Origin of the sequence: Burkholderia sp. Ax-1724 (assembly GCF_011752995.1) — a bacterium.
In the GTDB taxonomy this organism is placed as follows: domain Bacteria; phylum Pseudomonadota; class Gammaproteobacteria; order Burkholderiales; family Burkholderiaceae; genus Paraburkholderia.
Genome location: NZ_VWWL01000007.1, coordinates 63475 through 90303, shown reverse-complemented (window position 1 = coordinate 90303; position 26829 = coordinate 63475). Strand labels below are relative to the sequence as shown.

Sequence of the window (26829 nt, the reverse complement as noted above, 5' to 3'; positions counted from 1 at the left end):
TCACGCGCGCCGAACCGGCCCGGACAGATCGCTGACGCGACTTCGGCCGTGGACGACCACGGCCGGCTATTCCCACGGCGGGACGGCCCGCCTCCGAATCAAGACACCTGCCATGTTCGAGAAGATTCTGATCGCCAATCGCGGCGCTATTGCGTGCCGCATTCTCAGGACGTTGCGCGAACTCGACGTCACCGGCGTCGCCATCTATGCGGAAGCCGACCGGGCGAGCCGCCACGTCAGCGAAGCGCCCATCGCGCACGCGCTGGGCGAAGGCCCCGCCGCGACGACCTATCTCGACGTGGAGAAAATCCTCGGGATCGCGCGTCGCGAAGGCGTGCAGGCGATCCATCCCGGCTACGGGTTTCTGTCGGAAAACGCGGCGTTCGGCGAAGCCTGCGAAGCGGCCGGCATCGCCTTCATCGGACCGACGCCCGCTCAGCTGCGCGCCTTCGGCCTCAAGCATACGGCTCGCGAAATCGCAGCCACGCAAGGCGTGCCGATGCTCGAAGGCACCGGGCTCCTCGCCGACCTGCCGGCGGCGCTCGCCGCCGCGCAAACCATCGGCTATCCGGTGATGCTGAAAAGCACCGCGGGCGGCGGCGGCATCGGCATGCGCGTGTGCTGGAGCGCCGCTGAACTCGGCGCCCATTTCGAGGCGGTCAAGCGCCTCGGCGAAAACAACTTCAGCGATGCCGGCGTGTTTCTGGAGAAGTACATCGAGCGGGCGCGGCATCTCGAAGTGCAGGTATTCGGCGACGGCCAGGGCGAGGCGCTTGCGCTCGGCGTGCGCGATTGCTCGGTGCAGCGGCGCAACCAGAAGGTGCTCGAAGAGACCCCCGCGCCCTGCCTGCCCGACGGCATTCCGGCTGCCTTGTGCGAGGCCGCGGTCAAGCTCGCGAAAGCGGTCGGCTATCGTTCCGCCGGCACGGTCGAGTTCGTCTACGACAGCGCCGCCGAACAGTTCTACTTCCTCGAAGTCAACACGCGCCTGCAGGTCGAGCACGGCGTGACCGAGCAGGTCTGGGGCGTCGATCTCGTGCGCTGGATGATCGAACTCGCGGCCGGCACGCTCGCGCCGCTACGGCAACTCGCGGCGGGCCTGACGCCGCGCGGGCATGCGATCCAGGCCCGGCTCTATGCGGAAGATCCGGGCCGCGATTTCAAGCCGAGTCCGGGCCTGCTGACCGACGTCGCGTTTCCGCACGCGGACGGCCGCGCGCTGCGCATCGACACGTGGATCGAAGCTGGTTGCGACGTGCCGCCGTATTTCGACCCGATGCTCGCGAAGGTGATCGCCTGGGCGCCGACGCGCGACGAGGCGCGCCACGCGCTCGACGGCGCGCTGCGCGACACGCGCCTCTACGGTGTCGAGACGAATCGCGACTATCTGCGCCAGATTCTGTGCGCGAGGCCGTTTGCGTCCGGCGAGCCGTGGACCCGCTGTCTCGAAGGACTCAGATACCAGGCGAGCACGGTCGAAGTCGTCAGCGGCGGCACGCAGACGACCGTGCAGGACTATCCTGGCCGCCAGGGCTACTGGGCCGTCGGCATCCCGCCTTCGGGACCGATGGACGACCGAGCGATGCGGCTCGGCAATCGCCTGCTCGGCAACGCGGCCGATGCCGCCGCGCTCGAAATCACCATGAGCGGGCCGACCCTGCGCTTTAACACCGACGCCGTGATCGCCATCACGGGCGCGCCGATTCCGGTGCTGGTCGACGACGTCGCGCAGCCGCTCAACACGAGCCTCCACGTGCGGGCCGGCGCGACGCTCGCGCTCGGCACGATCCGCGGCGCGGGCGCGCGCGCTTATCTATGCGTGCGCGGCGGCTTCGATGTCGCGCTCTACCTCGGCAGCCGCAGCACGTTCACGCTCGGCCAGTTCGGCGGACATGGCGGGCGCGCGATCCGCGCGGGCGACGTGCTGCACCTCTATCCGCTCGACGACGCGCGGGCCGGCGCCGCGCTCGCCGACGTGCCGACGCTCGACAGCGTGCGCACGCTGCGCGTGATTTACGGTCCGCATGGCGCGCCCGAATACTTCAGCGCCCGGTATATCGAGCAGTTGCTCGAGACCGAGTGGGAGATTCACTTCAACTCCAGCCGCACCGGCGTGCGCCTGATCGGACCGAAACCCGAGTGGGCGCGCGAAGACGGCGGCGAGGCCGGACTGCATCCGTCGAACATTCACGACAATCCGTACGCGATCGGCGCCGTCGACTTCACCGGCGACATGCCCGTGATTCTCGGCCCCGACGGCCCGAGCCTCGGCGGCTTCGTGTGCCCGGTGACGATCATCGAGGCGGACCTGTGGCAGATCGGCCAGCTCAAGGCCGGCGACAGGATTCGCTTCGTGCCCGTCGAAGTCGAGGCGGCGCGTGACGCGGCGCGCGAGCGGCTGCGCGAACTGGAGACGCTCGACATTCAGCGAGGTGCGCCGGGCGGGAGAAAAGCAGCGCTGACCTCGCCCATCGTTCTCGATACCGGCGCGGATCGCGAACGGCTCGTCGCGCGCGTTTCCGGTGACACGCATCTGCTGCTCGAAATCGGCCCGGCGGAACTCGACCTCGTGGCGCGCTTCCGCGGACATGCGCTGATGCAGTCCCTCGAAGCCAAGGCGCTCGCCGGCGTCATCGACCTCACGCCGGGCATCCGTTCGCTGCAGATTCACTACCGTCCGGAACAATTGCCGCTCGCCCGGCTGCTGCAGATCGTCGCGCAGGCATGGGGCGAGGTGCTGTTGCACAAGGACCTGCGCGTGCCGTCGCGCATCGTGCACCTGCCGCTCTCGTGGGACGACCCCGCCTGCCGGCTCGCGATCGAAAAATATATGACCACGGTGCGCAAGGATGCGCCGTGGTGTCCGAGCAACCTCGAATTCATTCGCCGCATCAACGATCTCGACTCGATCGACGCGGTCCGGCGGATCGTCTTCGAGGCGAGCTATCTCGTGATGGGACTCGGCGACGTGTACCTCGGCGCGCCGGTCGCGACGCCGCTCGATCCGCGCCACCGGCTCGTGACGACGAAATACAACCCAGCGCGCACGTGGACCGCGGAGAATTCGGTCGGCATCGGCGGCGCGTATCTGTGCGTGTATGGCATGGAAGGGCCGGGCGGCTATCAATTCGTCGGCCGCACGTTGCAGATGTGGAACCGCTATCGCAACGATGCGGACTTCGCCGGCCAGCATTACCTGCTGCGCTTCTTCGACCAGATCCGCTTCTACGAAGTCCCGGCCGACGAACTGCTGCGCATCCGCGCGGATTTTCCGCTCGGACGTTATCCGCTGCGGATCGAGGAGTCCGAACTTTCCCTGCCGGACTACCAGGCGTTTCTCGCCGACGAATCCGCCAGCATCGCGCAGTTCCGCGCGCGGCAACAGGCGGCCTTCCAGGCCGAGCGCGAGCGCTGGCGCGCAGCGGGCGCCAGCGAAGACACGCTCGAAACGCCGCCCGCCGAAGACGCTCAACTGGCGCCGCTCAAGGACGGCGAAATCGCGGTGGACAGCGAGATTGCCGGCAGCCTCTGGCAAGTCAAGGTGAAACCCGGCGATGCGGTCGATGCGGGCGACGTGCTGCTCGTCATCGAGTCGATGAAGATGGAAATCTCGGTGTGCGCGCCGTGCGCCGGAACCGTCGGCGAAATCTACGTGGCGCCGGGCTCGCCCGTGCGCGCGGGGCAACGCGTGGCCGTCGTCGAACGTCACTAGATTCCAGGACAGAAAACCATGCCACCACTCCCGTCACGCTCCTCGTTCGATCTGCGCATCCCGGCACTTCGCGCCGCCTACCGCGCGGGCACGCTCACGCCGCGCCAGCTCGTCGCGGAACTGCTCGGCAAGGCCGCGGCGCTGAATCCCGAGTTCCGTCTTTTCATCCATCTTCTGACCGACGAGGAAGTCGCGCCCTATCTCGATCGGCTCGACGCTCAGGACGCCGCGAGCCTGCCGCTCTACGGCATTCCGTTCGCGATCAAGGACAACATCGACCTCGCCGCCGTTCCGACGACAGCCGCGTGCCCGGCCTTCGCGTACACGCCGGCGGAATCGGCGAGCGTGGTCGCCCGCTTGATCGAGCTGGGCGCGATACCGCTCGGCAAGACCAATCTCGATCAGTTCGCGACCGGCCTCAACGGTACGCGCTCGCCGTACGGCACGTGCCGCAATAGCGTGCATCCCGACTATCCGTCGGGCGGTTCGAGCGCGGGCTCGGCGCTGGCGGTCGCGCTCGGCGTCGCCAGTTTCGCGCTCGGCACCGACACGGCCGGTTCGGGCCGCGTGCCCGCCGCGCTGAACAATCTCGTCGGACTCAAACCGACGAGAGGCATCCTGTCCACCGCGGGTGTGGTGCCCGCGTGCCGCACGCTCGATTGCGTCACGTTCTTCACCGCCACGGCCGGGGAAGCGAGCGAGCTGCTGGCACTGACCTCGCACACCGATGCCCACGACGCGTACAGCCGCAGCAATCCGCAATGGAACACGGCACGCGCGTTCGGCACGCCCGCGGCGTTCCGCTTCGGCGTGCCGGCGCAACTCGAATTCGCGGACTGCACTGAAAGCCCCGAACTGTTCGCGACGGCGCGCGCGTTGCTCGAAGCGGCGGGCGGCGAGGCCGTCGAAATCGACTCCGCGCCGTTCGTCGAAGCCGCCAATCTGCTCTATCAAGGTCCGTGGGTCGCCGAGCGCTACAGCGTCGCGGGCGAGCTGATGACGACGACGCCCGACGCCGTGCTGCCGGTGATTCGCGACGTGCTGGCGAAAGCGCCGAGGGCCAGCGCGGTCGAGCTATTTCGTGCGCAATACCGGCTGCAGGCATTGAAGGCGGTCTGCGATGCCTCGCTCGAGTCGCTCGACTTCGTGCTGACGCCGACGTATCCACGGCCCGTGACGCTCGACGAACTGGCGCGCGACCCGATCGGCCCGAACTCGCTGCTCGGCTACTACACGAACTTCATGAATCTGCTCGACTACGCCGCCGTCGCGACGCCGACCGGTTTCATGAAGAACGGTCTGCCGTGGGGCGTGACCGTTTTTGGCCGCCCATTCACCGATCAGTATCTGTTGAGCGTGACCGATCTGTTGCAGCGAAGGAGCGGCACGCCATGCATCGGAGGCCGAACGATCGCGCCGCGCGAGCCCGGCGAACGGCGCACGGCGACGCACGACCGGATGCGGATCGCGGTCTGCGGTGCGCATATGCAAGGCTTGCCGCTCAATCGCGATCTGCTGGCCCGGGGCGCACGGCTCGTGCAAGCCACCGATACCGCCGGGCACTACCGGCTGGCGGCGCTGCCCGCGTCGGCGGACGGCACGCGCCGCCCGGGCATGTGGCGTGTCACGGAGGGCGGCGCAAGCATCGCGGTCGAGGTGTGGGAGATGCCTGCCGCGGAGTTCGGCTCGTTCATCGCGACCATTGCGTCGCCCCTCGTTCTGGGCAAGGTCGAACTCGTCGACGGATCGTGGGTGAGCGGCTTTCTGTGCGAGCCCTATGGCGTGCAGTCGGGCACCGATATCTCCGGGTTCGGCGGATGGCGAGCCTGGCTGGCGAGAAAGGACGGCGTCAGCGCCTGATCGAGGGAGAACGCAAAGGCAGAGGCGTCGCGAAGAGCGAGCGATGAACGGGCCGGTGACGAGGCGCTGAAACGCCCCCGGGTTTGTTGCGCACGCCCACTCTTGAGAGAATGGCAGCTCGCGCAAGCCTGACAAGTTTTCCCCGGCGATGCCAAAGCACCGCGCGTCCGGGTTCCAGGAGCTTGCAGGCTTCCTTGCAGAATCGCAACTTCGAGGAGGTTCCCTGATGACGTTTCGCACCGCCGCGCTCGCCGCTACCGCGGCTTCCCTCGCGCTCGTCTGCGCCGGCGCAACGCTCGCTGCCCGGGCGCAGACGCCGGCCGACAGCCAGTGGCGCGCGAGCCCCATGACGCTCGCGACGCTGCTGCAGGACGGCTACAGGATCGCCGCGGTCGTCAACGACACGCGCGGCAACGGCGGCCCGGCCGACACGATCTTCGTGCAGCGCGATCAGAGCGCGTTCAAATGCATCGACCCGCAGCAGTCCGATGCAAAAACCAGGCAGGCCGAGACGCCGGCCTGTTACGAACTGGTGCCGCCGGGCGGCGCCGCACCGGCTTCCGAGTCGAAATAACGCCGGTGATGCAATGGCGGGGTGAGCTCAGCGATCGACGATCCGGCTCAGATTGCCGCGCACCCGCTGCAACAGCGCAATCAGTTGTGCCGCCTCGGCATCGCTGAAACCGTTGAGCGCTTCGAGCGCGACCTCGTCGCCGACCTTGCGCGCCTTGCCGAGCGTGCCCTCGGCCTTCGGCGTCATGCGCACCTGGCGCTCGCGGCGATCCTGCGGATTCGCGCTCCGCTCGATCCAGCCGCCCTCTTCCATCCGGTCGAGCAGACGGCCGGCCGAGATCGGCGCGACTTCGAGCAGGTCCGCGAGCCGCGCCTGGTTGATGTCGCCGTAGTGGCCGAGATAGGCCAGCACACGACACTGCGCGCGCGTGAGATCGACCGACGATTTCGCGAGGTCGTCGAAACGCTTGCCCGCGAGGCGGCCGACGTCGGAAATCAGAAAGCCGAAGCGCTCTTCGAGTTGGGTTTTCATGCGCGGATTATACGGAAGCCCCCCGGTTTGCCGCACGCCGGCACGCACGCGAGCGCGCCAGGCTCAGCACAACTCCCGATAGCGCAAACCCGTTCCGCCGATATAATAAGCATGCTTATTATATTGACCTGCCCCCTCTTTCATGTCCTCAGCTTCCACGCCGGCGAGCGCCACCGCGCCGCTCAACCGGCCGATGATCACGATCTCGATCATGCTCGCGACGCTGATCCAGACGCTCGACAGCACGATCGCCAACGTGGCGCTGCCGCATATGCAAGGCACGCTGTCCGCGTCGCAGGACGAGATCACGTGGGTGCTGACGTCCTACATCGTCGCCGCCGCGATCGCCACGCCGCTGACCGGCTGGCTCTCGGACCGGCTCAGCGTGAAGCGCCTGCTGCTGATCGCGATCGCCGGCTTCACCGTCAGTTCGGCGCTATGCGGGCTGTCGGAAACGCTGCCGCAAATCGTGCTGTCGCGTCTGCTGCAAGGCGTTTTCGGCGCCTCGCTCGTGCCGCTCTCGCAATCGATCCTGCTCGACATCAACCCGCGCGAAAAGCAGGGCCAAGCGATGGCCGTGTGGGGCATGGGCGTGATGGTCGGGCCGATTCTCGGTCCGACGCTCGGCGGCTGGCTCACCGACAGCTACAACTGGCGCTGGGTGTTCTTCATCAACGTGCCGATCGGCGCGTTCGCACTGTTCGGCGTCGCGACCTTCCTGCCGACGCGCGAGCCGAAGCACGACGTGAAGTTCGACGCGTTCGGCTTCATCACGCTCGGTCTCGCGATCGGTGCCTTGCAGGCCATGCTCGATCGCGGCGAACAGCTCGACTGGTTTTCGTCGACCGAGATCGTGATCGAGGCGCTCGTCGCGGCAATCAGCTTCGCGTTCTTTCTCGTGCACACGGCGACGGTCGGCAAGCATTCGTTCTTCAAGTACCAGTTGCTGAAGGACCCGAACTTCGCGACCGGCACGTTCTTCATCTTCGTGATCGGCGCGGTCATGTATGCGACGCGCGCGCTGCTGCCGCCGATGCTGCAAAACCTGATGGGCTATCCGGTCGCGACCACGGGCCTCGTCACGGCGCCGAGCGGCGCCGGCACGATGGTCGCGATGCTGATCGCGGGGCGCCTGCTCAAGCGCGTCGATGCGCGGCTTCTGCTGCTCTCGGGCTTCCTGATCTCGGCGTTCGCGCTCTGGCAGATGATGCAGTACACGATCGTGCTGTCGGCATCGGACATCGTGTGGCCCGGCGTGATCCAGGGCTTCGGGCTCGGCCTCGTGTTCGTGCCGCTCTCCGCGCTGACGTTCTCGACGCTATCGCCGGAACTGCGCGCCGACGGCACCGCGACCTACAGCCTGATGCGCAACATCGGCAGCAGTATCGGCATCTCGATCGTGCAGACGCTGATGACGCGCAACACGCAGATCTCGCACGCGGACCTCGCGGCGAACATCACCGCGTTCAATCCGGCGATCCAGCCGATGCTCGGCAGCGGCTCGAACTACGACATCGCGGCGCTCAACGCGTCGATCACGCAGCAGGCGTCGATGGTCGCGTATCTGAACGACTTCAAGCTGATGTTCATGGCAACGCTGCTGGTGATTCCGCTCTTGCTGCTGATCCGGCCGTCGCACAAGGCGCCCGATGCATCGGTGGCGCATGCGGCGATGGATTGACCACTCACCCGGCTCACCCAACTCACCCGCCTCACCCTTCGATCCGCCCGCGCGTCACGCCGAGCAACGACGCCATCGCCGCGCGCGCGCATTGCGCATTGCGTGCGCGGATCGCCTCGAACACCGCTGTATGCTCGGCGAGCGACGCATTGAACACGTCAGCGCGTTTCGCATTGAGCCGCAGCTGCGCCTCGAGCGTGCGCTCGATCAGCGCGCCGAGCGGAATCAGCAATTCGTTGCTGCATGCGCTTAGCACGCATAGATGAAACTGCAGGTCCGCGCGCACCCATGCGTCGACGTTGCGCGCCGCCACCATCGCTGCATGCGCGGCCTCGAGCGCGGGCAGCGTGTCGTCCGTATGCGAGGCGGCCGCGAGGCTCGCCGCATACGGTTCGATCATCTCGCGCATTTCCTGTAGCTTGAGCGCGAATGCCATCGGCTCGGCGACGCGCGAGTACCAGTCGAGCAGATCGGCATCGAGCAGATTCCACGCCGACTTCGGCCGCACCCGCGTGCCGACGCGCGGCCGCGATTCGATCAGCCCTTTCGACGTCAGCGTGCGCAGCGCCTCGCGCAGCACCGTGCGGCTCACGCCGAAGCGCTCCATCAACTCGGCCTCGCGCGGCAGGATCGAATCGGGCGCGTAATCGCCGCGCAGAATCGCGGTCGCGAGCAGTTGGGCGACTCGCCCGTGCAGGTCGTGCTGAATGGTTTTCTCCTCGCGCGGGTCGGTCTGTCGCTGGTGAGTCGCTGATCGGTCGCTGGTCTCGTGCCGCCACGCGGCGACGGCCATGGTTCCAGTCTGACCACTATGTGACAAATAATACTATTAATAGTACTTTAAAGTGCTTTTGTTGTAGCATCGGGTTTCCGAAATTTTTCCGCCAGCGCAGGCCGCGAGGAGACACGCACCATGAAAATCACCAAACTCGAAACCTTCATCGTCCCGCCGCGCTGGTGCTTCCTGAAGATCGAGACCGACGAGGGCATCGTCGGCTGGGGCGAGCCGGTGGTCGAGGGCCGCGCGCATACGGTGGCCGCCGCGGTCGAGGAACTGTCCGACTATCTGATCGGCAAGGACCCGCTGCTGATCGAGGACCACTGGCAGGTGATGTACCGCGCGGGCTTCTATCGCGGCGGCCCGATCACGATGAGCGCGATCGCGGGCGTCGACCAGGCGTTGTGGGACATCAAGGGCAAGCATCATGGCGTGCCGGTGCATGCGCTGCTCGGCGGCCAGGTGCGCGAGCGCATCAAGGTGTACTCGTGGATCGGCGGCGACCGCCCGAGCGACGTCGCCAACAACGCGCGCGCGGTGGTCGAGCGCGGCTTCAAGGCCGTCAAGATGAACGGCTCGGAAGAGCTGCAGATCATCGACACCTTCGACAACGTGCAAGGCGTGATCAACAACGTCGCGGCGGTGCGCGAGGCGGTCGGACCGAACGTCGGCATCGGCGTGGACTTCCACGGCCGCGTCCATAAGCCGATGGCGAAGGTGCTCGCGAAGGAGCTCGATCCGTACAAGCTGCTCTTCATCGAGGAGCCGGTGCTCTCGGAGAACGCCGAGGCGCTGCGCGACATCGTCAATCAGACCAACACGCCGATCGCGCTCGGCGAGCGTCTGTATTCGCGCTGGGACTTCAAGCACATCCTCTCGGGCGGCTACGTCGACATCATCCAGCCGGACGCGTCGCACGCGGGCGGCATCACCGAATGCCGCAAGATCGCCGCGATGGCCGAGGCCTACGACGTCGCGCTCGCGCTGCATTGCCCGCTCGGCCCGATCGCGCTCGCCACCTGCCTGCAGATCGACGCGGTCAGCTACAACGCGTTCATCCAGGAACAGAGCCTCGGCATTCACTACAACCAGGGCAACGACCTGCTCGACTACATCAAAAACCCGGAGGTCTTCAGGTACGAAGACGGTTTCGTGTCGATTCCGCAGGGCCCGGGACTCGGCATCGAGGTCAACGAGGAGAAGGTGCGCGAGATGGCGAAGGTCGGTCATCGCTGGCGCAATCCGGTGTGGCGTCACGCGGACGGCAGCGTCGCCGAATGGTGATTCCGCGCCCCTGAGCGGATGAAGCGGCACGCCGCCGGCGGGCAGCGTGCCGGCATCGGTGTGCCTTGGGGTGCACCTGGGGTAAGCGCCAGGCTACGCATCCCATGCGGCCCGGCGGCGGCTGTTGCGCGCCGTCCGATAGACGCGACCGCGCCCTGCCGGTTCGTCGCCCCCGCCCGCCGCCGATAACAAAATCATCAAGAGGCTGACCCTCGTGGAGACAACCCACACCCAAATGCAAGCGACCGGCAAGCGCCATCGCCTGCTCGCGATGCTGTTCGTCACCGTCGTCATCACCTATCTCGACCGCAGCAATCTGTCGATCGCCGCGACCGCGATCGGCCAGGACCTGCAACTCGATCCCGCCCAGATGGGCCTCGTGTTCTCGGCCTTCGGCTGGTCGTATGCGCTGCTGCAGATTCCCGGCGGCATCCTCGTGGACCGCACGCGGCCTCGCCTGCTGCTCGCGCTGATCATCGGACTATGGTCGCTCGCGACGCTGCTGCAGGGCTTCGCCAGCGCGTTCGCGGTGCTGCTGTCGCTGCGCGTATTGCTGGGCGCGCTCGAAGCGCCCGCCTATCCGACGCTCAATCGCGTCGTCACCACATGGTTTCCCGATAACGAACGGGCCCGCGCCATCGCGAGCTACACGTCCGGCCAGTACGTCGGGCTCGCGTTCCTGACGCCGGTGCTCGTGCTCACGCAGCAGCACTTCGGCTGGCAGGGCGTGTTCTTTCTGACGGGCGCGCTCGGCATCGGCTGGGCGCTGGTCTGGTACGCGCTGTATCGCGAGCCGTCCGAGGCCAGCGGCATCAACGCGGCCGAACTCGACGTCATCCGCGCGGGCGGCGGCCTCGTCGAACTCGGCAGCGCGCCGCGCGCCCGCGCCCGCTATACCGCCGCCGACTGGCGCGCCGTGCTCGGCAACCGCAAGCTGTGGGGCGTGTACATCGGCCAGATCGCGGTGACCTCGACGCTGTGGTTCTTCCTCACCTGGTTTCCGACCTACCTCGTCAAGTACCGGCACATGGACTTCCTGAAGGCCGGCTTCATGGCGGCCGTGCCGTTTCTCGCGGCGTTCGTCGGCATTCTCGCCTCGGGCCTGCTGTCGGACTGGATGATGCGGCGCGGCGTGTCGGCCACGGTCGCGCGCAAGGTGCCGATCGTCACGGGCCTCCTGCTGTCGACGGCAATCGTCGGCGCGAACTACGTCGACACGCCCGCGATGGTGATCCTCTTCATGGCGATCGCGTTCTTCGGCAGCGGCTTTTCGTCGATCACGTGGGTGCTGGTGTCGTCGATGGCGAAGAAGGAGCTGCTCGGCCTGACCGGCGGCATGTTCAACCTGATGGGCAATCTGTCGTCGATCTGCGTGCCGGTGGTGATCGGCTTCATCGTCAAAAACAGCGACTTCAAGCCCGCGCTGATGTTCATGAGCGCGGTCGGCGTGGTCGGCGCGCTGTCGTATCTGTTCCTCGTCGGCAAGATCGAGCGCATCCGCTGAACGCTTCGCCGACGCCCCGCCCGCGTGTTACGGCCACGTGACGCGCGGGCCGTCGCAGTAACGTAACATCCCGGACCGAAACGCCTCGAACCGGCGTTTCACGACCGCTCCCGGATTTCGCCCTCTCCCCGCAAAGCCTTACCCGGCAAGGCTTGCGCGTCATTGGTTCGGTATCGGACATACGCATGGCCCGCTCCTTGCTCAAATGCATGCAAACGACACATGCTACGGGGAACAACGTGGGCGAATTCCTTCCTGACTATCTGATCCGCGAACAGGCGGCGGTCGGCGCGCTGGTCGCGTTCGGCGTGCTGCGGGTCATCGGCGCGATGTTCGCGTACGAGCGCGGCTGGAGCATCGCGGTGGTCGCGAAGTGCTTTATCGGCGCGGCGGTGCTGTACTGCCTGCCGCAGATATTCGATCTGCTCACGCAGATGGTCGGCTCGCGCGCGGCCGGCGCCGAACTCGAAGGCAAGGCCGCGGGCTGTGCGATCGCGCTGTTCTGCGCGCCGATCCTCGCCCATCGGCTCGGCTTCGAGTAAGCGAGGCTCGCGATGCGGCTCATCAAGAGAAACGCCAAACCGGTGTACAGCCCGGGCGACGTGCTGAAACTGAAGTCCGGCGGCCGTCCGATGACGGCAACCTGGAGCGGCCCGGTCGTGTTCGCGCCGGGCAACTGGCTGATCTGCCAGTGGTTCAGCGACGCGGGCGAGCTTCAGCAGGAGATGTTTCCGGAGGAGACCCTGGAGCGGGCGCACGACGCAGTGCACGACGAAGCGCTCGTGGCCTGAAGAGAGCAGGAGCGGATCGGCTGGTCGATGCCAGCCGATCGTGTGTATTGCGCCGCACGCGCCCTACTGCCGTGCGGCGCTTTTTTTTGCTTTTTTTAATTTCCCGGCGACTCCGGCCCGCTGCCCTGGACCGCTATCGGGTGGAGTCCTTCCAGGCAGGGCGGAAACCTACTTCGGCCCCATTGCTTCGAAAGAAGCCGGATATCGGCTGCCCGAGATGTTCTCGGGAGAGAACGTCGCTTCGAGCCGTGCGCACTCCGCTTCGGTCAACGCAAGGCTCGCGGCATCGACATTCTGTTCCAGATTCGCGATGCGCTTTGCGCCGGGAATCGGCACGATGTCGCGCCCTTGAGCCAGTACCCAGGCGAGGGCGACTTGCGCAGCGCTTGCGCCTTTCGCCGCGGCGATGTCCTCGATCACCGTCACCAACTGGCGATTGGCCTCGATATGGCCGGGCTGGAAGCGCGGCAAGCTGTGGCGGAAGTCACCCGATTCCAGCGTGGTGGTGGCCGGCATTTTTCCGGTCAGGAAGCCGCGGCCCAGCGGGCTGAACGGCACGAAGGCAATGCCCAGTTCGCGGCAGGTGTCGAGCACGCCGTTTGTTTCGACATCGCGAGTCCAGAGCGAGTATTCGCTCTGCAAAGCCGTGATCGGGTGAATGGCATGCGCCCGCCGCAGCGTCTCGGCGGAGACCTCGGAAAGACCGATGGCGCGCACCTTGCCTTCGGCCACCAGCTCGGCCATGGCGCCGACACTCTCCTCGACCGGCACGGCCGGATCGACGCGATGCAGATAATAAAGGTCGATGACATCGGTATCGAGGCGCTTCAGCGAGGCTTCCGCGACCGCGCGGGCGTTTTCGGGACGTCCGTCCGTTCCGGTGATTTCGCCGAAATCGCTGCGCTCCCGGTTGTAGACGAAGCCGAATTTCGTCGCGATGACCACGCGCTCACGGTAAGGCCTGAGCGCCTTGCCCAGCAGAATCTCGTTGCGATGAGGTCCATAAACCTCGGCGGTATCGAAGAAGCTCACGCCCAGCTCGACGGCGCGCTGCAGCGTCCGGATCGAGCTGGCTTCGTCCTGCGCGCCATAAGACTGGCTCAGCCCCATGCAGCCCAAACCGATGGGCGAAACTTCGATTTTTCCTAACTTGCGATGTTCCATAGCGCACTCCTTTGTGAATTAACGCGGAATGGAAGCATGGTAGTTGGAGCGAATGATGCTGATAACCCGTGTAAAGCAGTTTGTGTTGATCTAAAATTTCGAACAATGGATCGAACACAGCTTTCCCAACTCGTCGTTTTCGTGACCGTTGCCAGGACTGGCAGTTTTCGGGCAGCGGCGGATCAGCTCGGCATCGCGCCTTCAGCGGTCAGCCACGCGGTCTCCACGCTGGAGGACACGCTCGGCCTGAGGTTGCTGGCGCGCACCACGCGCTCGACACGCCCGACCGAGGAAGGGGAACGTCTCCTTGCCCGGGTCGCCGGCCCCCTTGCCGAAATCGAAACGGGATTCACCGAGGTCACGGAAGGGGCCGTTGCGCCCGCCGGCCCATTGCGGATCACGATGCCGTTTCTCGCGGTCCAGGAAGTCATCATGCGACGCCTGCCGGCGTTTACGGCGCGCTATCCCGCGATCGAACTCGACATTCGCGTTTCGGATATTTTTGAAGACATCGTCGAAAAGGGTTGCGACGCGGGGATCAGGCTCGGGGAGAGCCTCGCGGCCGACATGATCGCGGTACGCGCGGACGGGCCACGGCGCGGCATGATTGTCGCTTCCCCCGCCTACTTCGAGCGACATCCCAGGCCCCGGCATCCACGCGATCTGAGCGCACACAACTGCATCCGCCGCCGGTTCGAAAGCGGACGCCTATACCGTTGGGAACTGGAGCATGACGGGCATGCGGTTAGTGTCGAGGTCAAGGGCAGCGTGATCCTGCCGCAGCAGGAATTGATGAGGCAGGCCGCCCTCGACGGAGTGGGACTGGCGTTTCTGTTTGAGGAAGCCGTCGCGGCCGACGTACGCGAAGGGCGGCTGATCTCCGTCATGGAAGAATGGTGTCCGCCTTTCGATGGCTTTTATATTTATTACCCTTCCCGGCGACAGATGCGCCCGGCATTGCGCGCCTTCGTCGAATTCTTCCGCTATTCCGCGTAAGGCCTGGCTATTTCCAGCCTGAGCATGTGCCGGCCACGATCAACGTGCGTTGTCCGACACGCTCCGCAAGCGGCCCGGCACAGCGGAACCCGAACGCGCAGGCGAGACCGAAGACCGTCGCGGAGTCGGCCCTCGCCGGCGAGCTTGTCCCGAAAGCAATGCCGATCTGCCCGAGCATCGGCAGAACGGCATCCATCTGACCCACGCTCAGCCGAGCGCCGCAAACGCCGGCACGCTATGCGACAGCGCCGCCGCCACGACGAACACGCCGATCATCACGAGCGCTTCGAGATACAGCACGTTGACGAACGTGTGCGCGTCCATCGTCGACGCGGTGCGGCGCAGGCGCGGCAGCGCCGACAGCCGGTTCAGCCCGCCCAACACGAGCGCGAGCGCGACCAGCACGAGCTTGAGCGTCAGCACATGGCCCCACGTGCTCGACAGGATCGCGTCGAGCGAGCCCCCCGAACCGCGCACCGCGTTGAAAACGCCCGACAGCAGCACGAGCGCCACCGCGACGATCGACACGTTCGACACCTGCGCCGCCGTGCGGATCAGCATGCCGCGCGCGGTCGACGCGCCGAGCGCCGGCAGCACCGCAAGTCCCGAGGCCATCGCGAGGCCGCCCCAGACGCTCGTCGCCAGCACGTGCAGCGTCTGCATGCCGATCGCCGCCGACAGCACGCCGGCATCGGCCGCATGACCGAGCGACGCCTTGCCCGCCGCGACCGCCAGCACCGCGAGCCACAGCAGCGTATTGCGCAGCGGGCCCGTGCCGTGGCTCAGCGCGGTGCCGAGCAGCACCAGCGCGCCACAGAACGCGACGCTCCAGCCACGGCCGACGTGCGTCTGCGCGAGCACGGTCGGCACCACGCCAAACGCCGCGGGCAGCGCGACGCCGCTCATCGACGCCGTCTGGTACAGCAGCCAGCCGAGGTCGGCGAGCACCAGCACGATGGCGGCCGCGCGCATCGAACGCTGCGCGCGCAGCCAGCCGGGGCGCGCCGGGGACGTGCCCTGCCGCGCGTCGCGTGCGAGCCACGCCGCCAGCAGCGCCGAACCGACGGCGAACGCAAACGACACATTCATGAGCGCGGCCATTGCGACCTGCCCGATCCACAGTCCGTCGAAGCTCATTTGACGTTGAACGCGAAGTCGCCTTGGGTACGATGGCCGTCCGTCGCCACCGCGATCCAGTGCACCGCGTAGCGGCCCGCGCCCAGCGGCGGGAGCGCCAGACGCATGACCCGCGCATCCTGTCCGTCGACCGCGGAAGCCGTTGTGGCGGCGGGCTTGCCGCTCGCATCGGCGAGCGTGATCCTGCTGAAGGCCGGCTCGAGCGGCTCGGTGAAATGGATCGTGACGTCGCCGGGCGCGGCGACCTCGGCGTTCGCCGCCGGCACGCTCGAGACCAGATGGGCGTGCGCGAACGCCGTGGACGACACCGCCAGCGCGAGCGCGCCGGACATCAACGCACGCAGCGCCGGAACGGAAAAATCGAATAGCTTCATGTAAGACCGATAGCTGAGGGGAACAAACGATGATTGGGTGGAATGGCGGGCGCGAGAGCGCGCGTCGCCTGGACGGCGCGGCCGGCGGACCCGCAAGTGTACGCTTCGATGGCGCGCGCGGGCATCGGTTCAACCGGCTTCGCCAAATGCCATGTGGCCGGAGCACGAGCCGACCCGCGCCACGCGACATACTGTCGCATGGCAGTCACACCAACGAAGGCCTTGAGTGCGTCAAATAGTCACCATCACCCTTCGATGATAGAATGCTGCGTCGCCGCAGCGACGGCTGTCCTTCACACCGAGCCGCCCGAAGTTCGGTCAGGTCCCCGATTCTGATGGAGTTACGCGTGTCTTCAAGACGCCTCTTCCGCCCGTTGCTTGCCCTTCTGCTGATCGGCTCCGCGGGTGTCTATAGCGCTGCGAAAGCGCAGACTCAACCGAAGGCCCCCGACACGATGGAAGCGCGCGTGCAAGGTTGCACGGCCTGCCACGGCTCGCACGGTCAAGGTACCGACAACGACTACTTCCCGCGCCTCGCGGGCAAGCCGGCGAACTATCTGTTCAACCAGCTACAGAATTTCCGTGAAGGGCGCCGCAAGTATCCGCCCATGAACTACCTCGTCACGTATCTCTCCGACGACTATCTCCACCAGATCGCCACGTTCTTCTCGCAGCAGCGTCCGCCCTATCCGCCACCGGCCAAGCCGACCGTGTCGGCGACGACGCTCCAGCGCGGCGAGCAGATCGTGCTGCACGGCGACGCATCGAAGCAGGTGCCCGCCTGCGCGGCCTGCCACGGCAAGGCGCTCACCGGCATGGAACCGGCGATCCCGGGTCTCGTCGGCCTGCACGCCGACTACATCAGCGCGCAGCTCGGCGCCTGGCGTTCGGGCTCGCGCCACGCCATCGCGCCCGACTGCATGCACACGGTCGCCACGCGTCTGTCCGACGACGACGTGAACGCCGTCGCGGCCTGGCTGTCGATGCAAAAGGCTCCGCAAAACCCCGTGCCGGCTCCGGCCCGCTCCTTGAAGACTCCGCTTGCCTGCGGCAGCGAACCGCAATAAGGCGCCGGGAGAGACACTCAAATGAAACGCAAGTCTTTGTTCGCCCTCTCGGCAGTCGTCGTGGCTGCGGCTGCCGCACTCGTTCCCGTCCTCTGGTCGGGTGGCGACAACCTGCATAACGGCTCGGCCGTGGCGGCCACGCCCACCGACCAGGCCGAACTGATCAAGAAGGGCGAGTACCTCGCCCGCGCCGGCGACTGTATCGCCTGCCACACGGTGCGCGGCGGCAAGCCGTTCGCCGGCGGCCTGCCGATGGCGACGCCGTTCGGCACGATGTTCACGCCGAACATCACGCCGGACGACCAGTACGGCATCGGCAAGTGGACCCAGGACGACTTCTATCGCGCGATGCACACGGGCCGCTCGAAGGACGGCAGCCTGCTCTATCCGGGCTTCCCGTTCACGAGCTACACGAAGGTCACGCGCGCCGACGCGGACGCGATCTACGCGTACCTGCGCTCGGTCGCGCCGGTCAACGTGCCGAGCCGTCCGCACGAACTGAAATTCCCGTTCAACCAGCGCAACATGCTGATCGGCTGGCGCACGCTGTTCTTCCGTGAAGGCGAGTTCAAGCCGGACCCGACCAAGTCGGTCGAGTGGAACCGCGGCGCGTATCTGGTCGAAGGCCTCGGCCACTGCGGCATGTGCCACACCTCGATCAACGCGATGGGCGGCCCGGTCAATTCGGCGGCGTTCGCGGGCGGTCTGATTCCGCTGCAGAACTGGTATGCGCCGTCGCTGACGTCGAACAAGGAAGCCGGCCTCGGCGACTGGGACCTGCAGGACATCGCCAGCCTGCTGAAGACCGGTGTGTCGAACCGCGGCGCGGTGTTCGGTCCGATGGCCGAAGTGGTGCACAACAGCCTGCAGTATCTGTCGACCGAAGATATCAACGCGATGGCGACGTACCTGAAGACGATTCCGCAGAAGAGCGACGCACCGGAACCGCTGCAGCTCGAAACCTCGGAAAAGTTCGGTGGCGAACTGTTGAAGCAAGGCCAGAAGATCTACGTTGACAACTGCGCGAAGTGCCACGCGGAAAATGGTCTCGGCCAGCCGCCGGCGTTCCCGCCGCTCGCGAACAACCCGTCGATCCAGATGCCATCGGCAGTCAACCCGATCCGCATGGTGCTGAACGGCGGTTATCCGCCGAGCACGGAAGCGAACCCGCATCCGTATGGCATGCCGCCGTTTGCGCAGGCGCTGTCGAATCAGGAAGTCGCGGCCGTCGTGACGTACATCCGTATGTCCTGGGGCAACCACGGCACCGCCGTGTCGCCGCAGCAGGTGGCCGATCTGCGTTCGGCGCCGCTCGACTAAGCAGCGTTCGTCGCACCCCGGGCGCGGCCTGCGAAACTCGCGGCCGCGCCCTTCGTTTTTCAGGACCGGTATCATGTGGGCGCATTTGCGGTTGTGTCTGCCCTCGTGAAACCGCATGGGAGAAAAGAGTCGTGCCTGTCGGTGAGCGTTTCAACAGCATTACCCATCTCGTCGGCGCCGTGCTGTCGGTGGTGGGGCTGGCGGCGCTCGTCACGATGGGCGTGCTCGCCGACGACGCGTACAAGGTGGTCAGCTTCAGCGTGTACGGTGCGATGCTGTTCGTGCTGTATGCGATCTCGACGCTCTATCACAGCGTAAGCCATCCGCGTCTGAAGGCGATTCTGCAGAAATGCGATCATTCGGCGATCTACCTGCTGATCGCCGGCAGCTACACCCCTTTCACGCTCGTCACGTTGCGCGGGCCGTGGGGCTGGTCGCTATTCGGGGTAAGCTGGGGGCTTGCCGCTCTCGGCATCGTGCAGGAACTGACGCTCGGGCGCCGTACCCGCAGCGTGTCGATGGTGTTGTACGTGTTGATGGGATGGCTCGCGCTCGTAGCCGTCCGCCCGCTGGTGCAGGCGTTGCCGGCCGCGGGGACCGCATGGCTCGTGGCCGGCGGCGTCATCTATAGCGCCGGTATCTATTTCTTCATCAACGACGAGCGCATCCGCCACGGACATGGTATCTGGCACCTGTTCGTACTGGCGGGCAGTCTGTGTCAATTCGTCAGTGTCGCGCGCTATGTCGCATGACACTCCACGGCGACGAATTGCAACTTAAGGCCAGTCGACGTGTCTGCATAGCGCGTCGAAACATTCGGCACATCTTTGAACGTGCCGCCGATTTCTCCGCGAACGGAACCGGGCTTCGGCCTCGCACACGCCTTGCCGGCGGGTTCATGCCGCATGGGTTCCCATTGGCGCCGTTCGCGAAACTGCATTGCAAAGAGCTTTTATGTCTTTTGATTCCCTCGGCTTGTCCGAACCGCTGGTCCGCGCTGTCAACGAACTCGGCTATACCAGCCCGACCCCGATCCAGACCCAGGCGATCCCCGCCGTGCTCAACGGCGGCGATCTGCTCGCCGGCGCGCAAACCGGCACCGGCAAGACCGCCGGCTTCACGCTGCCGATCCTGCAGCGTCTGCAATCGATGCCGCCGGCCGCCGGCGGCAAGCGCGTGATCCGCGCGCTGATCCTCACGCCGACGCGCGAACTCGCCGCTCAGGTCGAAGAAAGCGTGCGCGCGTACGGCAAATACCTGAAGCTGAAGTCGACCGTGATGTTCGGCGGCGTCGGCATCAATCCGCAGATCGATGCGTTGAAGCGCGGCGTCGATATCGTCGTCGCGACGCCGGGCCGTCTGCTCGATCACATGCAGCAGAAGACCATCGACCTGTCGCATCTCGAGATTCTCGTGCTCGACGAAGCGGACCGCATGCTCGACATGGGCTTCATCCACGACATCAAGCGCGTGCTCGCGAAGCTGCCGCCGAAGCGCCAGAACCTGCTGTTCTCGGCCACCTTCTCCGACGAGATCAAGGCACTCGCCGACAGCCTGCTCGACTCGCCGGCGCTGATCGAAGTCGCGCGCCGCAATACGACGGCCGAAACGGTCGCGCAGAAGATTCACCCGGTCGATCGCGACCGCAAGCGCGACCTGCTCACGCATCTGATCCGTCAGCACAACTGGTTCCAGGTGCTCGTGTTCACGCGCACCAAGCACGGCGCGAACCGCCTTGCCGAGCAGTTGACGAAGGACGGCATCAGCGCGCTCGCGATTCACGGCAACAAGAGCCAGTCGGCGCGCACGCGCGCGCTCGCCGAGTTCAAGGACGGCACGCTGCAGGTGCTGGTCGCGACCGACATCGCCGCACGCGGCATCGATATCGATCAGCTGCCGCACGTGGTCAACTTCGATCTGCCGAACGTGCCGGAAGATTACGTGCACCGCATCGGCCGCACGGGCCGCGCGGGCGCGACGGGCGAGGCGGTGTCGCTCGTATGCGTCGATGAATTGCAGTTGCTGAAGGACATCGAGAAGCTCATCAAGCGTCCGGTGCCGCAGGAAGTGATCGCCGGATTCGAGCCGGACCCGAACGCGAAGCCCGAGCCGATTCAGCGTCGTAGCCAGGGCGGTGGCGGCCGCTCACCGCGTCAGGGGCAAGGCGCCGGACGGCGCGAAGGTGGCAACGCGAATGCGGCTGCAGGCGCCAATGCGCGCTCGGCATCCGCTGCGGCTTCGGCAAAACCGGGGCAAGGTTCGGGGCAACGCTCGGGACAGCGCGCGTCGAATGGTCAGCCGTCGCCGCGCCCGCAAGGCGCGAAGCCAGCCGGCAACGGCGGCCAGCCGCGACGCGACGCGCAACGTCACGACGACCGGCCGCGCGCGGCTGCGCATGACGGTGCGGCCGCACATCACGCGCCGCGCAAACCGCAAGGCAATCGCTCGCACAACAGCAACCCGGGCGCGTTGCTCGGCGGCGGCGCGAAGCCGCGCAACGATGCACCGCGTGGCGCCCAGCCGCCGCGCAATGGTGAGCGCGGCCGCTGAGCCTCCGGGCCGTTGAGCCTCTGTCGAAGCTCGTGGGATTCCGCGGCCTTTGAAGCCGTCGTTTCGCCAGCCGTCAGCGCCTCGGTGAGCGACTAACGGCGAGGACTAACAGCGCGGACCAACGGCTTGAACTAACAGCTTGAACTAACGGCGGGTCGCGGCAGCGGCCCGTTTCAAATGCTCGACCTGCTTCTCCCACCGGTCGAGCACTTCCCTTCCGCCCCCTTCCAGTTCGAACGTGATGCCGCCCGTGAGGCGCGCATAACGCACGCTCTGCGCTTCCCCTGTGTCGATCGAACCGAGCAGATAGACGAGGCCGCTGTCGTCGCCGACCGCGCTCGCCAGCGGTGCGACACGCAACTGCACCTGATAGAACGCCGCGTCGCAGACAAAGCTGAGCGTCGCGCGGCCGCTTTGCGCGATTGCGCGCGTCGCTCGCGCCTGCGGCCATAACGCGATGCACAGCGTGCGCGCATCGGGCGCATAGAGTTCGCCGACGCTCAGCAAGGACGTGCGCACGTGGCCGTTCGCATCGACGGTGAGCAGCGAAGCGGTAAAGCCGCTCTTGCCGCCGATCGACGAACCATCGAACAACGCGCGCACGGCGTCGGGCCATTCATCGAACACATTCTGTTCGAGCGGACGCGCGGGCGCCGGGGTAGATGCGGAAGAATCGCTCATGCGGTCGGTCAGGTTGAAATGGACAAGGCTCCATCATGCCGCGAATGCTGCGAATACCGCGAAAAGAACGAGGCCCGCGTGAGCGAGCCTCGCCTCGTCGCCGCGCCGAGTTCGTCGCCAGATCATCGCGAGGTCAGCGCACGGTTATTAACGCAACGTCAGCGCAAAAACCGGCGCGCCGCCGGATCAGCGGAAGAACACGTGCTGCGTGATCTTCGCGAGCGGATAATGCACGCCCGGCTGAATGCGTGCCGGCAGATCGAGCGGCTTGAGCAGCATCTTCACGCACATGTCGGCCGACAGATTGCGCCGCACCAGGGTGTTGATGCGCGCCGCACGCTCGCGGTTATACGCGGAATCGTGCACGCGCTCAGGATAGCGGATCGCAAACACATGCCGCAGCGCGATCTCCGAATCCTCGTTCTTGATCTCCATCACGCGGCGCATCAGCGCACCGAGCACCGCGAGACGACCATTGCCTTCGATCCTGTTGTACTTCTTGAAATACTTGAAAAAGTGCTTGTAATGCCGGACTTCGTCGGTGCGGATGTTGTCGGTGATCTGCTTGAGCACCGGCTCGTCCGAGCATTCGTTGATCGCGCGATACAGCGTCGCCGTGCCGGTTTCGACCACGCAACGCGCGACCATTTCGAGCGCGCGGGTCTTTTCGAAATCCTCGACCGAGCAGGTCAGCGAGTATTCGGCCATGAAGTTGCGAAACGCGGTGTCCCAGTCGAATTCGGGCCACACGTAGCCGATATAGGTCTTCAGCGAGCGGCCATGCTGCATTTCCTCGGGCTCCCACTCGTTGTTGAGCCAGGCCGAGACTTCGGGATCGTCGTTGAAGAAGGTACTGAGATTACTGGTGTAGAGGTCGGTGCCGCTTTCGATAAACGAAGCCGCGCACAGCAGCAACAGCAGGTCTTCGTTCGCGGAGGCCTTCTGCCGGTCGATGCGGGTAAGGTCGATGTCCTCGATCCGCCAGGGCATGACATGGTTCAGCTCTGTGTGCATCGTGTCTTGCTCCGAATGCCGTACCGACTCGTGGAGCCTGCTCGCAACCGCCCCGCGCTCGCCGTGATGCCGTGTCGGATACAACGCCGTGAATTAGAGTTGGGCTCTTGTACTCTGCATGTTAGCCGGTGTTAAGCGACTATGCAGCGCCCCATGAAGAGTACTCTGCACAGACCATGCCGCACCGCCGCAGTTCCGCTTCGCAGATAGGCGAAATATTCCAGCAGGTTAAAGCGGCGGGCGGGGAGCGAAAAAAAACCGGCTCGACGAGCCGGCTTCGAGGAGTTGGCTTTCGGCACATTTCAGTCCGCATACGAAAGCCGAAGGATCGGTCCAACCGGCAAAGGCTGGCGCGCCGCGGCATCGATGGCGGCCGCGCGCCTGCCGGTTGCGGCGTGTTGCGGCGTGTTGCGGCGCACTCAGGCGGGCAGCACGCCGGCCTGAGCCGGACGCATGCGGCGCATGCGCAGCGCCACGATGATGAGCGACACCCCCGACAACACCGCCGCGAGCAGCACGTAGTAGCTCGGCGCGAGCTTGTCGCCGGTCAGATGAATGAAGGTCTCGACGATGGTCGGCGCAAAGCCGCCGAAGATCGTCACGCCGATGCTGTAACCGATCGAAAGCCCCGTCGAACGAACCTGGGTCGGGAAAATCTCCGACATCAACGCGGGCATCGGCCCCGAATAGGCGGCCTTGAAAATACCGGCGACGCCTTGCAGCAACAGCAGCCAGCCGATCGTCGGATGAAACTGCAGCCACGCGAACATCGGATAGATCAGCAGCCCCATCAGGATCGACGTGGTCAGCATGATGCGAATCCGGCCGATGCGATCGGACAGCGCGCCCATGACCGGCGAAAAGATGAACTGCATGCCGCCGTTCAGCACGACCACGCCGAACGACGCGGCCGCCGCCATATGCAACTGCTTGACCGCATAAAGCGGCATATAAAGCTGCAACACGTACACGCCGACCGTCGATTGAGCAACGATGCCGATCGCGAGCAACAGGTTGACCCACTGATTCGCGAACGACGCATCCTTGCTCGTATCGACGGCCTTGCGTTCGCCGGCCGCCTCGCGAGCTTCACGTTCCGCTTCTCGCTCTTCACGCAGCGCGAGAAATTCGGGCGTCTCGTCGAGATGCGAGCGGATGTAATAGCCCACCGGACCGACCAGCAAGCCGAACACGAACGGCACGCGCCAGCCCCAGCTATTGAGGTGTTCGGCCGGCAGCCAGGCGGTCAGCAGCGAGCCGAAGGTGGCCGCGGCAATCGCCGCGAGGCCTTGGCTCGCGAACTGCCAGCTCGCGTAATAGCCGCGCCGCGACGCGCTGTGCTCGACCATGAAGGCCGTCGCGCTGCCGAATTCGCCGCCCACCGCGAAGCCCTGCACGAGCCGCGCGAGCAGCACCAGCAACGGCGCCGCGAGTCCGATCGACGAAAACGGCGGCATCACCGCCATCGTGAAGGTGCCGACCATCATCAAGGCGATGGCGAGCGTGAGCGCCGCCTTGCGGCCCTTGCGATCGCCGTACAGGCCGAGCACGACCGCGCCGAGCGGGCGCATCAGGAACGAGATGCCGAACGTGGCGATGGCCAGCAGCGTCGAGAGCCACTCGTCGTGCAACGGGAAGAACTGTTTCGCGATGATCGTCGCGAAGTAGCCGTAGACGAGGAAGTCGAACCACTCGAGCGCGTTGCCGATCGACGACGAAAATACGATACGCCGCACCATGGCCTTCGAAAGCGGCGCGGGCGATACATGAGGGGATGCGCTCGCGGAACGCGATGCGGGATGGTTCATGGGGGTCTCCTGCCGGTCTGATACGTGATACGTGATTCCGGGGTGCGTGCGGCGCCGCTTGCACGAGCATACCCACGCCTGCGCGAGCGGCACAGCGCTCACACGGCCCATGCCGTTCAGCGGCGACGCGCCCGGCATGGACGGGCGCGGCGTACGAAGCGCCGCGCATCCTGTCGAAGCGGTTCCCGAATCCGGCTTCGAGCCACGGCGCCGCAGCTCGAAGCCCTTGCTTCAGAAACCTGCGGCGAGCCCGTCGCGCCGGCTGTCGCTGGCCGCGACATAGCCGCGCTCCGGCTCGTTGCGATCGAGCTTCCAGATGAACTGGCCGGAGCCGAAGTCCATATACGGATCGTCGACCGACTTGAGCGTGTGGCCGAGCTTCTGCAAACCCTCGGTCGTCTTCGGATCGAGCGTCGACTCGATGTCGACCGTGAAGTCACGGTTGACCTTCCAGCGCGGCGCATCGCACGCGGCCTGCGGCTGCTGGCCGTAGTCGAGCATGCGCACCACCGTTTGCAGATGGCCCTGCGGCTGCATGTCGCCGCCCATCACGCCGAAACTCATCACCGCTTCCTGCTGGCCGTTCACCTGCTGCGTGAGGAACGCCGGGATGATCGTATGGAACGGCCGCTTGCCGCCCTCGACGACGTTCGGCGATTTCGGGTCCATCGAGAAGCCGCAGCCGCGGTTCTGCAGCGCGATGCCGGTGTCCGGCACGACGATGCCCGAGCCGAAACCCATGTAGTTCGACTGGATGAAGCTGACCATCATGCCGTTCTCGTCCGCGGCCGACATGTAGATCGTGCCGCCCGCCTTCGGCATGCCGAAGTCGAAATGCGTCGCGCGCTTCGGATCGATCAGCTTCGCGCGCGAAGTCAGGTAGGCGTCGTCGAGCATCTGCTCCGGCGTGACGTCCATCGAACGCGGGTCGGCCACGTAGCGATACAGGTCGGCGAACGCGAGCTTCATCGCTTCGATCTGCAGATGCTGCGACTCGACGCTGTCTACCTTCAGCGATTTCACGTCGAACTTTTCGAGGATGCCGAGTGCCACCAGCGCGGCGATGCCCTGCCCGTTCGGCGGAATCTCGTGCACGGTGTAGCCGCGATAGTCCTTGCCGATCGGCTCGACCCAGTCCGCGCGGTAGTTGCGCAGATCGTCGGCGGTCAGCGCGGCACCGCCCTCGCGCGCGAACGCGGCGATGCGCTCGGCGATCTCGCCTTCGTAGTACGCGCGCGGGCCCTGCTCGGCGAGCAGGCGCAGCGTCTTCGCGTGACCGGGCAGGCGCACCAGTTCGCTGACTTCAGGCGCGCGGCCGTGCGGCATGAAGGTCTGCGCGAAGCCGGGCAGGTCCTTCAGCTCCGGCACGGCGGCCGCCCACTTGTAGGCGACGATGCTCGCCACCGCGTGACCGCGCTCGGCGATCTCGATGGCCGGCTCCATCAGGTCTGCGAACGGCAGCTTGCCGAACTTCTGGTGCAGCGCTTCCCAGCCGGCGATCACGCCCGGCACCGTGACCGCGTCCCAGCCGCGCTTGGGCTGCTTCGCGAGGCAGTTCACCTCGCCGTATTTGCGCTTGAAGTAATCGACGTTCCACGCGGCCGGCGACACGCCCGAGGCGTTCAGGCCGTGCAGCTTCTTGCCGTCCCACACGAGCGCGAACGCATCGCCGCCGAGGCCGCACGACACCGGCTCGACCACCGTGATCGCGGCGGCGGCGGCAATCGCCGCGTCGACGGCATTGCCCCCCTTCCACAGCATGCGCAGCCCGGCCTGCGCGGCGAGCGGATGAGAGGTCGACACGATGTTGCGTGCGAATACGGGCAAACGTTGCGTCGGATAGGGGTTGTGCCAGTTACTGAAGCCAGTCATGTCGAACACTCTCGAAAGCGCGGCCCGGCGCGAAAAGTCGCTGGGCCTCATGGGAAAGGTTGTAAAGCAGGTAAAACGGGGAACTCCGGATTGCAGCGCGAACGGGCCCAAAAAACAAATTCATTTATCAAATGAATAAATGCGTAATTCGCCTGAATGGGTGCTCGAAGCCGGTGCCGAGCTTCAGCAGC

General features: G+C 65.8%; 22 protein-coding genes. 13 read left to right on the top strand and 9 right to left on the bottom strand.

Annotated elements, in window-relative coordinates; translation table 11 throughout:
* Positions 1–112 precede the first annotated feature (112 nt).
* The 3 genes from uca (at position 113) to F3J19_RS10890 (ending at position 6146) form a co-directional block, all read left to right on the top strand.
* Positions 113–3712, top strand: a complete 3600-nt coding sequence (uca, locus tag F3J19_RS10900) for an urea carboxylase (RefSeq protein ID WP_167040685.1) — start codon at positions 113–115, stop codon at positions 3710–3712.
* A gap of 18 nt (positions 3713–3730) precedes the next feature.
* A complete protein-coding gene (gene atzF, locus F3J19_RS10895; protein ID WP_167040682.1) occupies positions 3731–5572 on the top strand; it encodes an allophanate hydrolase in 1842 nt (613 codons plus the stop codon).
* A gap of 226 nt (positions 5573–5798) precedes the next feature.
* Positions 5799–6146: a hypothetical protein gene (locus tag F3J19_RS10890; protein WP_167040679.1), complete on the top strand. Its 348-nt coding sequence runs from the start codon at positions 5799–5801 to the stop codon at positions 6144–6146.
* Between the two features lie 27 nt (positions 6147–6173).
* Here F3J19_RS10890 and F3J19_RS10885 read toward each other — a convergent pair whose 3' ends face one another.
* Positions 6174–6617 (bottom strand): MarR family transcriptional regulator, encoded by a 444-nt coding sequence (locus tag F3J19_RS10885; RefSeq protein WP_167040676.1) that lies wholly within the window; start codon positions 6615–6617, stop codon positions 6174–6176.
* 142 nt (positions 6618–6759) lie between these two features.
* On the opposite strand from F3J19_RS10885, the gene F3J19_RS10880 reads away from it, so the two are divergent.
* Positions 6760–8298 carry a DHA2 family efflux MFS transporter permease subunit gene (locus F3J19_RS10880; protein WP_167040673.1) on the top strand — a complete coding sequence of 513 codons (1539 nt, stop codon included), beginning with the start codon at positions 6760–6762 and terminating at the stop codon, positions 8296–8298.
* Between the two features lie 31 nt (positions 8299–8329).
* On the opposite strand, the gene F3J19_RS10875 is transcribed toward F3J19_RS10880, so the two are convergent.
* Positions 8330–9091 carry a FadR/GntR family transcriptional regulator gene (locus F3J19_RS10875; RefSeq protein ID WP_240158886.1) on the bottom strand — a complete coding sequence of 254 codons (762 nt, stop codon included), beginning with the start codon at positions 9089–9091 and terminating at the stop codon, positions 8330–8332.
* 120 nt (positions 9092–9211) lie between these two features.
* Here F3J19_RS10875 and dgoD point away from each other — a divergent pair, with 120 nt between their 5' ends.
* The 4 genes from dgoD (at position 9212) to F3J19_RS10855 (ending at position 12655) form a co-directional block, all read left to right on the top strand.
* The gene (gene dgoD, locus F3J19_RS10870) at positions 9212–10360 is read left to right on the top strand and encodes a galactonate dehydratase (RefSeq protein ID WP_167040670.1); all 1149 of its coding nucleotides are present in this window, start codon (positions 9212–9214) and stop codon (positions 10358–10360) included.
* A gap of 235 nt (positions 10361–10595) precedes the next feature.
* Positions 10596–11864 (top strand): MFS transporter, encoded by a 1269-nt coding sequence (locus F3J19_RS10865; RefSeq protein ID WP_167040667.1) that lies wholly within the window; start codon positions 10596–10598, stop codon positions 11862–11864.
* A gap of 239 nt (positions 11865–12103) precedes the next feature.
* Positions 12104–12406 carry a hypothetical protein gene (locus F3J19_RS10860; protein ID WP_167041233.1) on the top strand — a complete coding sequence of 101 codons (303 nt, stop codon included), beginning with the start codon at positions 12104–12106 and terminating at the stop codon, positions 12404–12406.
* Positions 12407–12418: 12 nt separating this feature from the next.
* Positions 12419–12655 carry a YodC family protein gene (locus F3J19_RS10855; protein ID WP_167040664.1) on the top strand — a complete coding sequence of 79 codons (237 nt, stop codon included), beginning with the start codon at positions 12419–12421 and terminating at the stop codon, positions 12653–12655.
* Positions 12656–12823: 168 nt separating this feature from the next.
* Here F3J19_RS10855 and F3J19_RS10850 read toward each other — a convergent pair whose 3' ends face one another.
* Positions 12824–13819: an aldo/keto reductase gene (locus tag F3J19_RS10850; RefSeq protein WP_167040661.1), complete on the bottom strand. Its 996-nt coding sequence runs from the start codon at positions 13817–13819 to the stop codon at positions 12824–12826.
* 105 nt (positions 13820–13924) lie between these two features.
* On the opposite strand from F3J19_RS10850, the gene F3J19_RS10845 reads away from it, so the two are divergent.
* Entirely contained in the window at positions 13925–14815 is an 891-nt protein-coding gene (locus F3J19_RS10845) for a LysR family transcriptional regulator (RefSeq protein WP_167040658.1), read from the top strand.
* A gap of 207 nt (positions 14816–15022) precedes the next feature.
* On the opposite strand, the gene F3J19_RS10840 is transcribed toward F3J19_RS10845, so the two are convergent.
* Positions 15023–15952, bottom strand: coding sequence for a CopD family protein (locus tag F3J19_RS10840; RefSeq protein WP_167040655.1), 930 nt, complete (start codon positions 15950–15952; stop codon positions 15023–15025).
* A complete protein-coding gene (copC, locus tag F3J19_RS10835) occupies positions 15949–16326 on the bottom strand; it encodes a copper homeostasis periplasmic binding protein CopC (RefSeq protein WP_167040652.1) in 378 nt (125 codons plus the stop codon). The genes F3J19_RS10840 and copC overlap by 4 nt, the downstream gene beginning before the upstream one ends.
* A 335-nt stretch (positions 16327–16661) precedes the next feature.
* Here copC and F3J19_RS10830 point away from each other — a divergent pair, with 335 nt between their 5' ends.
* From F3J19_RS10830 to F3J19_RS10815, 4 genes are all read left to right on the top strand, one after another.
* Positions 16662–17393, top strand: coding sequence for a c-type cytochrome (locus tag F3J19_RS10830; protein ID WP_167040649.1), 732 nt, complete (start codon positions 16662–16664; stop codon positions 17391–17393).
* A gap of 21 nt (positions 17394–17414) precedes the next feature.
* On the top strand, positions 17415–18713 hold the full coding sequence (locus tag F3J19_RS10825) for a cytochrome c (RefSeq protein ID WP_167040646.1): 1299 nt from the start codon (positions 17415–17417) through the stop codon (positions 18711–18713).
* Positions 18714–18844: 131 nt separating this feature from the next.
* Entirely contained in the window at positions 18845–19465 is a 621-nt protein-coding gene (locus F3J19_RS10820) for a hemolysin III family protein (RefSeq protein WP_167040643.1), read from the top strand.
* Positions 19466–19667: 202 nt separating this feature from the next.
* On the top strand, positions 19668–21263 hold the full coding sequence (locus tag F3J19_RS10815; protein WP_167040640.1) for a DEAD/DEAH box helicase: 1596 nt from the start codon (positions 19668–19670) through the stop codon (positions 21261–21263).
* A gap of 144 nt (positions 21264–21407) precedes the next feature.
* On the opposite strand, the gene F3J19_RS10810 is transcribed toward F3J19_RS10815, so the two are convergent.
* From F3J19_RS10810 to ggt, 4 genes are all read right to left on the bottom strand, one after another.
* Positions 21408–21944: a hypothetical protein gene (locus F3J19_RS10810; protein WP_167040637.1), complete on the bottom strand. Its 537-nt coding sequence runs from the start codon at positions 21942–21944 to the stop codon at positions 21408–21410.
* Between the two features lie 186 nt (positions 21945–22130).
* The gene (locus F3J19_RS10805; RefSeq protein ID WP_167040634.1) at positions 22131–22958 is read right to left on the bottom strand and encodes a ferritin-like domain-containing protein; all 828 of its coding nucleotides are present in this window, start codon (positions 22956–22958) and stop codon (positions 22131–22133) included.
* Positions 22959–23377: 419 nt separating this feature from the next.
* Positions 23378–24766, bottom strand: coding sequence for an MFS transporter (locus F3J19_RS10800; protein ID WP_167040631.1), 1389 nt, complete (start codon positions 24764–24766; stop codon positions 23378–23380).
* A gap of 231 nt (positions 24767–24997) precedes the next feature.
* The gene (gene ggt / locus F3J19_RS10795; RefSeq protein ID WP_167040628.1) at positions 24998–26638 is read right to left on the bottom strand and encodes a gamma-glutamyltransferase; all 1641 of its coding nucleotides are present in this window, start codon (positions 26636–26638) and stop codon (positions 24998–25000) included.
* Positions 26639–26829: the final 191 nt, after the last annotated feature.

Coding starts and splice junctions, on each gene's coding strand:
- uca (WP_167040685.1), top strand. CDS start 113: ATGTTCGAGAAGATTCTGATCGCCAATCGCGGCGCTATTGCGTGCCGC.
- atzF (WP_167040682.1), top strand. CDS start 3,731: ATGCCACCACTCCCGTCACGCTCCTCGTTCGATCTGCGCATCCCGGCA.
- F3J19_RS10890 (WP_167040679.1), top strand. CDS start 5,799: ATGACGTTTCGCACCGCCGCGCTCGCCGCTACCGCGGCTTCCCTCGCG.
- F3J19_RS10885 (WP_167040676.1), bottom strand. CDS start 6,617: ATGAAAACCCAACTCGAAGAGCGCTTCGGCTTTCTGATTTCCGACGTC.
- F3J19_RS10880 (WP_167040673.1), top strand. CDS start 6,760: ATGTCCTCAGCTTCCACGCCGGCGAGCGCCACCGCGCCGCTCAACCGG.
- F3J19_RS10875 (WP_240158886.1), bottom strand. CDS start 9,091: ATGGCCGTCGCCGCGTGGCGGCACGAGACCAGCGACCGATCAGCGACT.
- dgoD (WP_167040670.1), top strand. CDS start 9,212: ATGAAAATCACCAAACTCGAAACCTTCATCGTCCCGCCGCGCTGGTGC.
- F3J19_RS10865 (WP_167040667.1), top strand. CDS start 10,596: ATGCAAGCGACCGGCAAGCGCCATCGCCTGCTCGCGATGCTGTTCGTC.
- F3J19_RS10855 (WP_167040664.1), top strand. CDS start 12,419: ATGCGGCTCATCAAGAGAAACGCCAAACCGGTGTACAGCCCGGGCGAC.
- F3J19_RS10850 (WP_167040661.1), bottom strand. CDS start 13,819: ATGGAACATCGCAAGTTAGGAAAAATCGAAGTTTCGCCCATCGGTTTG.
- F3J19_RS10845 (WP_167040658.1), top strand. CDS start 13,925: ATGGATCGAACACAGCTTTCCCAACTCGTCGTTTTCGTGACCGTTGCC.
- F3J19_RS10840 (WP_167040655.1), bottom strand. CDS start 15,952: ATGAGCTTCGACGGACTGTGGATCGGGCAGGTCGCAATGGCCGCGCTC.
- copC (WP_167040652.1), bottom strand. CDS start 16,326: ATGAAGCTATTCGATTTTTCCGTTCCGGCGCTGCGTGCGTTGATGTCC.
- F3J19_RS10830 (WP_167040649.1), top strand. CDS start 16,662: ATGGAGTTACGCGTGTCTTCAAGACGCCTCTTCCGCCCGTTGCTTGCC.
- F3J19_RS10825 (WP_167040646.1), top strand. CDS start 17,415: ATGAAACGCAAGTCTTTGTTCGCCCTCTCGGCAGTCGTCGTGGCTGCG.
- F3J19_RS10815 (WP_167040640.1), top strand. CDS start 19,668: ATGTCTTTTGATTCCCTCGGCTTGTCCGAACCGCTGGTCCGCGCTGTC.
- F3J19_RS10810 (WP_167040637.1), bottom strand. CDS start 21,944: ATGAGCGATTCTTCCGCATCTACCCCGGCGCCCGCGCGTCCGCTCGAA.
- F3J19_RS10805 (WP_167040634.1), bottom strand. CDS start 22,958: ATGCACACAGAGCTGAACCATGTCATGCCCTGGCGGATCGAGGACATC.
- F3J19_RS10800 (WP_167040631.1), bottom strand. CDS start 24,766: ATGAACCATCCCGCATCGCGTTCCGCGAGCGCATCCCCTCATGTATCG.
- ggt (WP_167040628.1), bottom strand. CDS start 26,638: ATGACTGGCTTCAGTAACTGGCACAACCCCTATCCGACGCAACGTTTG.